This is a genomic window from Diaphorobacter caeni (assembly GCF_015354245.1).
Lineage (GTDB): Bacteria > Pseudomonadota > Gammaproteobacteria > Burkholderiales > Burkholderiaceae_C > Diaphorobacter_A > Diaphorobacter_A caeni.
The window spans coordinates 20,115-31,793 of sequence record NZ_JADKYZ010000008.1; the positions used below are offsets into that span (position 1 = coordinate 20,115).

General features: G+C 64.5%; 8 protein-coding genes. 2 read left to right on the top strand and 6 right to left on the bottom strand.

The features are described from left to right. Positions 1 to 28 precede the first annotated feature (28 nt). From ISG32_RS18865 to ISG32_RS18875, 3 genes are all read right to left on the bottom strand, one after another. A complete protein-coding gene (locus tag ISG32_RS18865) occupies positions 29 to 1,414 on the bottom strand; it encodes a hypothetical protein (protein WP_194772585.1) in 1,386 nt (461 codons plus the stop codon). A 20-nt stretch (positions 1,415 to 1,434) separates the two neighbouring features. After that, on the bottom strand, positions 1,435 to 1,890 hold the full coding sequence (locus ISG32_RS18870; RefSeq protein ID WP_194772586.1) for a type III secretion system chaperone: 456 nt from the start codon (positions 1,888 to 1,890) through the stop codon (positions 1,435 to 1,437). A 112-nt stretch (positions 1,891 to 2,002) separates the two neighbouring features. After that, a complete protein-coding gene (locus tag ISG32_RS18875) occupies positions 2,003 to 5,641 on the bottom strand; it encodes a hydantoinase B/oxoprolinase family protein (protein WP_194772587.1) in 3,639 nt (1,212 codons plus the stop codon). Positions 5,642 to 5,799: 158 nt separating this feature from the next. Here ISG32_RS18875 and crcB point away from each other — a divergent pair, with 158 nt between their 5' ends. Both crcB and ISG32_RS18885 read left to right on the top strand, forming a co-directional pair. Continuing rightward, positions 5,800 to 6,186 carry a fluoride efflux transporter CrcB gene (gene crcB / locus ISG32_RS18880; RefSeq protein WP_194772845.1) on the top strand — a complete coding sequence of 129 codons (387 nt, stop codon included), beginning with the start codon at positions 5,800 to 5,802 and terminating at the stop codon, positions 6,184 to 6,186. A gap of 98 nt (positions 6,187 to 6,284) precedes the next feature. Further along, positions 6,285 to 7,148, top strand: a complete 864-nt coding sequence (locus ISG32_RS18885; RefSeq protein ID WP_194772588.1) for an LOG family protein — start codon at positions 6,285 to 6,287, stop codon at positions 7,146 to 7,148. A gap of 104 nt (positions 7,149 to 7,252) precedes the next feature. Here ISG32_RS18885 and ISG32_RS18890 read toward each other — a convergent pair whose 3' ends face one another. From ISG32_RS18890 to ISG32_RS18900, 3 genes are all read right to left on the bottom strand, one after another. Continuing rightward, positions 7,253 to 8,956, bottom strand: a complete 1,704-nt coding sequence (locus tag ISG32_RS18890) for a methyl-accepting chemotaxis protein (RefSeq protein WP_228529938.1) — start codon at positions 8,954 to 8,956, stop codon at positions 7,253 to 7,255. A 123-nt stretch (positions 8,957 to 9,079) separates the two neighbouring features. After that, positions 9,080 to 10,264, bottom strand: coding sequence for an MFS transporter (locus ISG32_RS18895; RefSeq protein ID WP_194772589.1), 1,185 nt, complete (start codon positions 10,262 to 10,264; stop codon positions 9,080 to 9,082). A gap of 1 nt (position 10,265) precedes the next feature. Then, the gene (locus ISG32_RS18900; RefSeq protein WP_194772590.1) at positions 10,266 to 11,663 is read right to left on the bottom strand and encodes a DNA recombination protein RmuC; all 1,398 of its coding nucleotides are present in this window, start codon (positions 11,661 to 11,663) and stop codon (positions 10,266 to 10,268) included. Positions 11,664 to 11,679: the final 16 nt, after the last annotated feature.

Genomic DNA, 11,679 nt, shown 5'->3' on the forward strand with positions numbered 1-11,679 from the left:
GCTCGCCGTGGCGAGCGTGCGCCACGGCTCACTGGATCATGGACGTCACCGAGAATTGCGGATCCTTGGCGATGCCTTGAAAATCCAGTTCGATGACTTTGTTGAACTCGAATCCTGACTGGGGACTTTGGCGAGACATGTCGTAGTCGTTGCCATAACCGAGTTCGTCGCCGAAATATCGGTCGAGAAAATCCTTGAGCTTGTCGCTGGAATCAAAGCGCGTCACGCCAAAGTTGGGGTCATAGAACATGAAGCACTGGTCCTTGCCATGCTGGGTGACGCCGATCATCATGATGTGCGATCGGGTCTCCAGGCCGTAGAACGACGGTGCCGCCGGAGTGCTCGCGAGTGCGCCCTGGGCCAGATGATCGACGACATCGCGATGGCCCTTGGTCACGGTGGACACCGGGGAACTATGGTTGGATACGATGCCACTTCCATGCATCGCGGCCAATTTCGCCACGTAGGGGGTTTGCTCACGCACCCCGTTTTCGTAATGTTTCTGCGTTTCGCTTCGCAAGCGGCCCACGAGGCTGTCCATGCCGGGGCCTGGTATGGATTCGGCAACCGCAGCCAGTGCCACCAGCGGCAGGCAGCGGCCTTGTTGGTCCAACGCGGACCCCGTCTGATTGAGCACCACGCTCTGCGGCAGCATTGTGACGCTGTCGGCACCGCTTTGCGCCGCGACTTCCATCGCATCGGCCGCACGCGACAGTGCCGCGTGATCCGCGGCGCCGTACCGCACATCATCCATGAATACCTGGAGTGCGCCGAGCCGCTGCAAGTCATCCTGGAGTTTTTTTTCCATTTCTGCGGTCAGCGTCACGGGCGCCGACGAGGTAGTCACCGCAGACTTCGCAGAGCCGACAAATTTCATCCCGCCGACCAACGGCCTCTTTTCGAACAACAACTGATTGACGTCCTTTAACGTCTCCACATAAGACTCCATGGCGTCCATGAAATCCTTGGGCGGGGTCTTGAGCAGCGTTGAGGCCTGTTGCTTCCCCGCCTGAAAGTCCTGGCTGTCCACGATCAGCGCGTTGTTTTCCGAATTCTTGAAGCTGGCACGCAGGCCCTTGATGCGATCGACTTCGGCGGCGACCTCGTCAACAACCCCCTTCGTGATTGGTGCATGGCCGTCCAGAATGTCCGTCATCTTCTTCTTCACCGCCGCGGCATACTGCGGAATCAGGCCCGCGAACTCCTGTTCCACCGCCCGGTTAAGCAGGTCCCGCGCCTGCGCCTGCCGCTGCACGCGCGCCTCCTTGCCCAGCGTGATGTCGGTGAACATTCCCTTGGAGTAAAGGGTGGTCGGTGTGGCGCGAAGCTCCGTCTTGTCGCTCACCCCCCCCACGTTCAGGCTGTTCTGTATGGTCGAAAGAGAAGGCGTTTGCCCGGTGGTTCCGATTTTCATGAAGAGGCTCCTTGATCAGGTCAAACGCGCAGAAAGCTCGCCATCATCCCGTCCGCAGCCGGGACGACGGCTTGCCGCAGCCGCTCGGACCAGGCATTGGCGGCCGCATGGAAATTGCCCACGACGTTGACCAGCAGGTTGACGTCGGCGGCGGCTGCCGAGAGACAGAAGCCGAGTTGGACGCCCCCATCCACTCCGTTGAGCGCCATGCGCAACCCGCCGGTGTCGCGCCACAGTTGGTTGTACTGCAGCAGCAACGTGTGCAGCGCGGCCGCGTCGGAGTCCTGCGGAATGCCCAGCGCGGTTTCCAGCACCAGCAGTCCGGTGTCCGCCTGCCAGACCACCTCGACGAGCCGCTCATCGGGAAACACCAGATCCCATTCAGCCGCTGGCCCGTGGTGAACCACCGCCTCCAAATCCAATGCTGGCGCCACGTCGCAAAGCAATGCCCCGATCACCTCGACGGAAATCGTCATGTTGTGCCCTCCCTGCTAAACACACGATGCAAGCCGCCACGCGCGGCGGCCTCTTCAGGGATGTTGGTAACGCCAGTGATCCAGGAGTTCCAAGTGATCCAAGAGTTCCAGGCTAGCGGCGACCAAACCCGCCGCCGCCGGGCGTGTGGATCTCGAAGATGTCGCCCTCGTGCATCTGCGCCTGGCCGATGTGCGCGAGTTCCTCCACCCGTCCGTCCGTGCGCAGCACGCGGTTGATGCCGGGCTGACCGGCATCGCCTCCCGCCATGCCGAACGAGCCCTGCACACGGCCATTGGAGAGAATGCCCGCCGTCATCGGCTGCAGAAAGCGCACGCGGCGCACGCCGCCGTTGCCTCCGCCCCAGCGCCCCGCACCACCCGAGCCGGCACGGATCGCATAGCTCTCAAGCCGTACGGGAAAGCGGAACTCCAGCACTTCCGGATCCGTCATGCGCGAATTGGTCATGTGGGTCTGCACCACGCTCGTGCCGTTGAAGCCGTCGACCAGCGCGCCCGCATCGTCGAACACGCCGCCCGCGCCGCTGCCGCCCGAGATGGTCTCGTAGTACTGATAACGCTCGTTGCCGAAGGTGAAGTTGTTCATCGTGCACTGGCTTGCAGCGCAAACGCCTAAGGCGCCGAGCAGCGCGTTGGTGATGCAGGTCGAGGTCTCCACATTGCCCGCGACCACCGATGCGGGCGGCAGTGGGTTGAGCATGCAGCCTTCGGGAATATGCACCCGGATCGGCTTGAGGCAGCCTGCGTTGAGCGGAATGTCGTCATCCACGAGCGTGCGGAACACATAGAGCACCGCCGCCATGCAGACCGCCGTGGGCGCGTTGAAGTTGTTGGTCTGCTGTGGCGAGGTGCCGCTGAAATCGATCTCCGCGCTGCGCGTTGCCGCGTCGATGCGGATCGCCACCTGGATCTGCGCGCCGTTGTCCAGCGGCAGCGTGAATCGTCCATCGCCCATGCGCGCGGCCAGCCGCGTGATCGCGCGACGCACCGACTCCTCGGCATTGTCCTGCACATGTCGCATGTAGGCCTGCACGACGGGCAGCGTGAACTGCTCGACCATGCGGTGCAGCTCCTGCACGCCCTTCTCGTTGGCCGCGATCTGCGCCTTGAGATCGGCGAGGTTCTGCTGCGGATTGCGCGCGGGGTACTCGCCGCTTGCAAGCAGCGCGAGCATTTCCTTTTCAAGCAGCACTCCGCCATCGACCAGTTTGAAGTTGTCGATCTGCACACCCTCTTCCTCGATGCGCGTGGAGAACGGCGGCATCGAGCCCGGCGTGATGCCGCCCACATCCGCATGGTGGCCACGGCTGCCCACATAGAAGGTCGGCTCCGCGCTTTCGCCCACGTAGACCGGCGTGATCACGGTGATGTCGGGCAGATGCGTTCCGCCGTGGTAAGGATCATTGAGCACGTAGACGTCACCGCGCCGCATGCTCGCGCGGTTGCGCGCGATGACGGTCTTGATGCTCTCGCCCATCGAGCCCAGATGCACCGGCATGTGCGGCGCGTTGGCGATGAGCTGTCCATCGCCGTCGAACAACGCGCAGCTGAAATCAAGCCGTTCCTTGATGTTGACCGAATACGCCGTGTTCTGCAGCTGCAGCCCCATCTGCTCGGCGATGTTCATGAACAGGTTGTTGAAGACCTCCAGCAGGACCGGATCGACCTCGGTGCCCGCCGCCTTGCGCTGCGCGCGCGGCATGTGGCGGGTGAGCAGCAGGTGATCGAGGCCGGTCAGATGCGCCTCCCAGCCGGGCTCGACCACGGTCGTCGCGTTCTTCTCGGCGATGATCGCCGGGCCCCTGAGCCGATCTCCGGCGCGCATGTCCTCGCGCACCACCAGCGCCGCGTCATGCCATTGCGGCTCGCCCGACACGCCGACGGTGAACACACGCACCTTGCCGCGCTGCGGCGACTCGCGCGGCGGATGCTCGGGCGTGTGCGCCTCCGATGCGCGCTCACCGGGCACGACGAGCTCCACCGACACCGCCTCGACCATCAGCGTGCGCCCCTGCATGAGAAACGCAAAGCGCTGCCGGTAGGCCTGCTCGAACGCCGCCGTCATCTCGGCCGGCGTGCCGAAAGGAACCACCAGCGCGGAGTCCGCACCCTCGTAGCGCACGTGGGCGCGGCGCAGCACCCGAGCCTGGCTCGCGGCCAGACCGCGCTCCGCAAGCTCCGCGCCCGCAACCGTCTCAAGCCCGCGCAGCGTCTCCTCGATCTGCGCGAAATTGTCGGAGGAAAGGCGCAGCTCCAGCGCCTTCTCGCGCATCACGTTCTGGTCCGCCAGCCCCATGCCGTAGGCCGAGAGCACGCCCGCAAGTGGATGGATCAGCACCGTCTCCATGCCCAGCGCGTCCGCCACCAGACACGCGTGCTGACCGCCCGCGCCGCCAAAACACTGCAGCGTGTAGCGCGTCACGTCATAGCCGCGCGCCACGGAGATCTTCTTGATCGCGTTGGCCATCTGCTGCACGGCGATCTCGATGTAGCCATGGGCCACCGACTCCGGCGCGCGGCCAAGCGACGAGGCGACCGTGCCGAACTTCTCGCGCACGATCTCGGCATCAAGGCTCTGGTCCGCTCCATGACCGAACACATGCGGAAAGAACTGCGGCTGCAGCTTGCCCACCATCACGTTCGCATCGGTCACCGCAAGCGGCCCGCCGCGCCGATAGCTCGCGGGGCCGGGATTCGCGCCCGCGCTCTCCGGTCCCACGCGAAAGCGCGCACCGTCGAAAGCGAGAATCGACCCGCCGCCCGAGGCCACCGTGTGGATGCTCATCATCGGCGCGCGCATGCGCACGCCCGCCACCTGCGTTTCGAACTCGCGCTCGAACTCTCCCGCGAAGTGGCTCACGTCGGTGGAGGTGCCGCCCATGTCGAAGCCGATCACCCGCTGCTGCCCCGCGATCTGTGCGGTGCGCGCCATGCCGACGATGCCGCCCGCAGGGCCGGAGAGAATCGCGTCCTTGCCCTGGAATCGATGCGCATGCGCAAGGCCCCCGGACGACTGCATGAAATACAGCGGCACGCCCGGCAACTCGGCTTCGACCTGCTCCACGTAGCGCCGCAGAATCGGCGAGAGATAGGCATCGACCACGGTGGTGTCGCCGCGGCTGACGAACTTCATCAGCGGACTGGTGCCGTGCGAGGTGCTGATCTGCGTGAAGCCCGCAGCCCGCGCCAGCTCTGCAGCGATCTCCTCGTGCGCGGTGTAGCGCCAGCCATGCATGAACACGATGGCCACGCTGCGCAGACCCGCGTCGTGCGCGGCCCACAGGCGCTCGCGCAAATGCTCCTTGTCGAGCGTCTCGACCACTTCGCCCTCAGCGGACATCCGTTCCTGCGCTTCGATCACCCGGCTGTAGAGCAGTTCGGGCAGCACGATGCGGCGGTCGAACAATCGCGGCCGGTTCTGGTAGGCGATGCGCAGCGCGTCCTTGAAGCCGCGCGTGGTGACCAGCAACGTGGGCTCGCCCTTGCGCTCGAGCAGCGCATTCGTGGCGACCGTCGTGCCCATCTTCACGCATTCGACGAGATCCGCCGCAATCGCCTCGCCGCGCGCCAGCCCCAGCAGATGCCGGATGCCCGCGACCGCCGCGTCGCGGTACTGCCCGGGGTTCTCCGACAGCAGCTTGTGCGTGACGATCTCGCCGTTCGGCCTGCGCCCCACCACGTCGGTGAAGGTACCGCCACGATCCACCCAAAACTGCCAGCGTCGCGTTGTCATGTTGCTCCTATGGCGCAGGTCATCCGCGCCGTTGTCGGTCAATCAACGCGCTATTTTCCATCGCGGCGGCCATTGCGCAATATGGCAGTTCAAGTTCCGACATCATGGGAAACCACAGGCCTGCCGCCGCCCGCGCGGGGCCCTACAATGGGCCGATGCTGATTCAAGTTCTCGCCATCTGCGTGGGCGCCAGTCTCGGCGCGCTCTCGCGCTGGGGCCTCGGACTCTGGCTGAGCAGCGGCGCCACCCTGCCCTGGGGCACGCTCGCGGCCAACGTCATCGGCGGCTATCTGATCGGCCTGTGCGTCGGGGTCTTCCAGGCCATTCCACAGCTCGATCCGGTCTGGCGTCTCGCGCTCGTCACCGGTTTTCTCGGTGGTCTCACGACCTTCTCGAGTTTTTCCGCCGAGGTCATCGGCCTGCTGCAGGATCAGCGCTTTGGACAGGCTCTGGCCTGGTGCGCGATCCAGGTGCTGGGCTCGCTGTGCATGACCTGGCTTGGTTTACAAAGTATTGAAATGATTTGGCCTACGGCGCGCGCGTGAATCCGCAGGCGTCGAAATTCTGATCTATCCTCTCAATCACCCACAAGGCAGCGCGTTTGCCGCAGTCTGATCTGTCTGATTTCTCGAAGCACGAATCCATGGAAGCAAACACCAATCTGAACGACCGTCGCCTGGCCGACGCCTGGGCCGAAATCAACAACTTCGCGGTGGAGGGCAACCCGCTCGAAGCAGACTCCTACCGCCTCGCCTTCGCCGACCCTGAATTCATGCTGCGCCGCGAGACACGCGGCATCCGCTTCCAGCTCGAGCTGCTCAAGCCCGACCTCGACATGGCGGCGCTCGGAGTCGAACACACCATCGTCGTCTACGGCAGCGCGCGCATGCTCTCGCCCGAAGACGCCGAGCAGCAGCTCGCCGCCGCCGAGGCCAGCGGAGATGCCGAGCGCATCGCGCGCGGCAAGCTCGCGGTGAAGAACGCGCACCACTACGACCAGGCGCGCCAGTTCGCGCGCATCGTCGCCGAGTTCGGCAAGACCTGCTCGGACAAGGAGCGCGTCTACATCTGCACCGGTGGCGGTCCCGGCATCATGGAGGCCGCCAACCGCGGCGCGCATGACGCAGGCGCGCTCAACGTGGGCCTGAACATCACGCTGCCGCACGAGCAGAGCGGCAACAAGTACATCTCGCCCGAGCTGTGCTTCAAGTTCCACTACTTCGCGTTGCGCAAGATGCACTTTCTCATGCGCGCCAAGGCGCTCGTGGCGTTTCCGGGAGGCTTCGGCACGCTCGACGAGCTGTTCGAGGTGCTCACGCTGGTGCAGACCGGCAAGGCCAAGGCCCTGCCGATCATTTTGTTCGGCAGCGAATTCTGGAAGAAGCTGATCAACTTCGAGGCGCTGGTGGAACAGGGCACGATCTCGGCCAGCGATCTCAAGCTGTTCAAGTACGTCGATGATCCCGCCGAGGCCTGGCAGTTGATCAAGGACTTCTACAGGCTCTGAAAGCGTCTTTACGATCTCAGTCCCCGGCGGCCCAGACGGAGGCCGCCGGGGACTGGCCACTCCACTGCGAAGCGAGGCACCTCAGGGAGCGCCTCGTGTCAGCATCAGAACGACGTCCAGTCGTCCTCCGCCCGGTGCGTACCTTGGTGCGCGAGTTCGGGCTTGCGTTTGGTCGGCACCGCCGACGCGGATTTGAACGCGCTGGCCTGCACCTTGCGTGTCGATGAGGTCACGTTGGACACCATGGTGAAACCCGCAGCGCTCTGCTGCAGCGCATTCAACTTGAACGTCGAGACCAGTTGCGTCAACGCGCTGGCCTGCTGGCTCAGGCTGGATGCCGCGGCAGCACTCTCCTCGACCAGAGCGGCATTCTGCTGCGTCACCTGATCGAGCTGCGCCACCGCATCGCTGATCAGCGTGATGCCCTCGCTCTGCTCGCGGCTCGCCGAGCTGATCTCGCCCACGAGGGAGGCCACGTCGCGCACCTGGGTGATGATGGAGTTGATGGTCTGCGTCGCCTCGTTGACCAGCTCCGCGCCATCGTTCACTTCCTGGACGCTCTGGCTGATCAGCGCGTTGATCTCCTTGGCCGCCTCGGCGCTGCGCCCCGCGAGTGAGCGCACTTCGCTCGCCACCACGGCAAAGCCGCGCCCCTGCTCGCCCGCACGCGCGGCTTCGACCGCAGCGTTCAGGGCCAGGATGTTGGTCTGAAACGCGATGGAGTTGATCACGTCGATGATGTCCGCGATCTTGGCCGAGCTGCCCGAGATGTTGCTCATGGTCTTGTTCACCCGCAGCATGGCCTCGCCGCCGTCGGCCGCCGTGAGCGACGCGGTCGATGCGAGCTGCGTGGCCTTGGTCGCGTTGAAGGAGTTCTGGCGCACCGTGGCGGTCAGCTCCTCCATCGACGCGGCCGTCTGCAGCAGATTGCTGGCCTGCTCTTCGGTGCGCTGCGAGAGATCCTGACTGCCCGCCGCGATCTGGGTCGATCCAGTCATCACCGATTCGCTGCCTTCGCGGATGCGCAGCACGATCTGCGCGAGGTTGTCGTTCATCGTGCCGAGCGCGCGCAGCAGACGACCGACCTCGTCATCGCTCTCCACGTCGATCTGCACCGAAAGATCGCCACGCGCCACGCGCTCGGCCACATGGACCGCATGGTCGAGGCTTGTCGTGATCTTTCGGATGAACAGAAACGCGGCCGTCGTGCAGACGATCAGAGCCGCCACCAGCGCCGCCGCGATGCCCCACATCACCGTCTGCATGGCGGCCACGGATTCTTCCGAGGTCTGCCTGCCGTTGACCAGCTGCATGTCGGAGATGCGCTCCAGCCCGGTCAGGATGGGCACCATGAGCGGGTCCAGATTCGCTTCCTTGTACGCGACCGCCTCCTGCAGCTGCCCCGTCCTGAGTATCTCGGCCAGACGCGAGATGACCGGATTGGCCTTCTGATACAGCGGATTGATCTTGTCCACCTCCGTCTGCTCGTTGGCGAAGAGTCGGGTCTGCAGAAACGCGGTCCAGCTTTTGTTGGCGCGCGCCTGTCCCTCAGTGATCAGACGCGCCGCTTCGGTCGGACTGATGGCGCTGGCCAGCACCCGGTCCATCGAAATCAGAATTCCATTGTTGTAGGCCGACGCCACCTCGGACATCTGCCTGAGCGGCAGCACCTGGTTTTCGTAGACGCTGGAGATGCCCCGATTGGCTATGTGCAGCCGCTGAAACAGGATGCCCGACACGGCGACCAACACGACAAGCAGGGTGACGACAAGCAGCCACAAGCGGGTTTTGATGGATAGATGTTTCATGGATCTCAAAGAAAGAGAGAGATGCTGGTATTTACAGATTTTCAATCAAAAACACACATTGCAACGATGAGCCTAAATCAAGCGCGTCAGGCCGTCCATCGCCAATGTCCCTATGGAAGCACATCAATGAGATGGCTCGGGCAATGCCATGCCGCGCATCTTCCATGCGATGCGTGAGCCGCTGCCCACCGCCGCGCCGACGATCCAGAACAGCCCCGCCACTCCCACCAGCGCCCCGGCATAGCCGAAGATCACCGGCATCAGCACGCTAGAGCCATTGATCGCCATGAGCCGCAGACCGAGCGCCTCTCCGTGCCGCTCGGGCGGCGTGAGCTGATGGAGCATGCTCATGATCATCGGCTGCACCGAGCCGAGCGCCAGCCCCAGCAGCACCGAGCAGGTGCCGAGCAGCACGGCCGTCGGCATCAGCGGGTAGACCGCGAACAGCGCCGCCGTGATCAGCATCGCCGTGCAAAGCACCGTGGCTTCCTTCAGGCGGTCGGCGATGAAAGGCATCAGCACGCGGATCGCGGCGGCGGCCAGCGCGAACGAGCCCAGAATCGTGCCGATCGCCGACGCCGACAGTCCGCGCTCATGCCCCAGCAGCGGCACGACGAAGGTATGCACATCCCAGCACGAGGACAGCAGCCAGTTGAGGATCAGCAGGCGCCGGAAATCGGGCTCGCGCAGCAGATCCCAGGCCTTGTGCCGCTTGCCGTTGTCGGCCGCGATCACCGGCGGCATCTCCTCCGTCCTGCGCACCCACAGCCAGGTCAGCAGCGACATCGCCATCATCATCACGAAGGCGGCGCGGTAGCCCTCGGTGCTGCCTGCGGTCCTTCCCGCATGGTCGATCAACAGCCCCGCAAAGAATGGCCCGATGAAATTGGACACCGCCGGTCCGATCGCCAGCCAGCTGAACACCTGGCGCAGCTGCGTCACATCGTGCGCAGCACGTCCCACATGGCGCTGCAGCGCAATCGTCGCGCAGCCCGTGGCCGCGCCGGTGCAGAGCGCCGCAAAGCACAGAACCGGAAACGTGGGAAACAGCGCTGCGGCAGCCGTGCCCGTCGCGGCCATGATCACCGCATATTTCACCGGCCGCTTGAGACCATGGCGGTCCGCATAGCGACCGGCGGGCAACGCCAGAAACACCTGTGTGAGCGCAAACAGCGCGAGCAGCAGGCCCACCGCAATCGCACTGTAGCCCTCGCGCAGCGCGAGCAGCGGCGCGGCCATGCGCATGCCGGTCATGCTGGCATGAATGCAGATCTGTCCGGCGATCAGGCGTGCGAGGGTCAGGTTCAAATCACTCCCCTTCGTCCTCGATCAGCAGTTCGTTCGCGGTGGCGGGCGGCAAGGCAGCATCGGGCGCATCGCCAGTCTGCGGCACCGGCAGCTCCTGCACGGTGCGCAGCCTGCGCTGGATCGCGCGGGTGCGCACATCGACCTGATCGAACTTGCGCACGGCCGCTTCAATGGACTTGCGCGTGGCATCGACGACGGCACCGAAATTCTGGAACTCGGTCTTCACCTGTCCCAGCACGGACCAGACCTCGGATGACCGCTTCTCGATGGCGAGCGTCTTGAACCCCATCTGCAGACTGTTGAGCATCGCGGCGAGATTCGCGGGGCCGGTGATCATCACGCGGCATTCGTTCTGCACCGCCTCGACGAGTCCGGGTCTGCGCATCACTTCGGCGAACAGGCCTTCGGTGGGCAGATACAGCACCGCGAAATCGGTGGTGTGCGGCGGCGACACATACTTGCCGAAAATCTTGCGGGCCTCGAGCCGGATGGACGTCTCGAACGCATTGCCCGCCGCGATCATCGCGACCCGGTCGGCCGCCTCGGTCGCGTCAAGCAGGCGCTGGTAGTGCTCCACCGGATACTTCGAATCGATGGGCAGCCACACCGGCTCGTCGTCCTTTTTGCCCGGCAGCCGGATCGCGAACTCGACCAGCTCGTCGCTGCCCGGCACGGTCTTCACGTTCTTCGCGTACTGCTCGGGCGAGAGCACGTTGTCGATGATCGCGCCCAGTTGCATCTCGCCCCAGGTGCCACGCGATTTCACATTGGTCATCACGCGCTTCAAATCACCCACGCTGCCCGCAAGTGTCTGCATCTCGCCAAGGCCCTTGTGCACCTGCTCAAGCCTGTCGCTCACCAGCTTGAACGATTCGCCCAGACGCTGCTCGAGCGTCTCATGCAGCTTCTCGTCGACCGTGCGGCGCATTTCTTCGAGCTTGGAGGCATTGTCGGTCTGCATGGCGGACAGCCTCTCGTTGAGCGTGCTGCGCATGCCGCCGGACAGGGTCTCGAAGCGCTGCGCGAAAGCGGAATCCAACAACGCAAGACGCTGATCGAGCTTGTTCTCGAACGAGCCAAGCGACACCTGCAGCTCACTGCGGCTGATGCGCGCTTCGTTCACGGCGAGCGCCAGACGCTCCTCCACCGAATCGCGCACGCCGTCCAGCGCGTCCTGCGACGTCTGCGAAAAGGCGCGCAAGTGCATCGCCATGCCGTTCATCGCGCCGTCGTTCTTGGCCACCGCGAGCTGGGTGGCCTGCGACATGGCCTCGAGCGCCTGAAGCCGCTGCTGCAGCTCGGGGGTGATCTCCACGCGCGGGCGGCGCAGCAGCACCACCGCGAGCAGCACGATCACCAGAATCAACAGGCCGAGAATGGCAAGGGTTTCAACGGTCATCAGAGGCCAGAAAAGA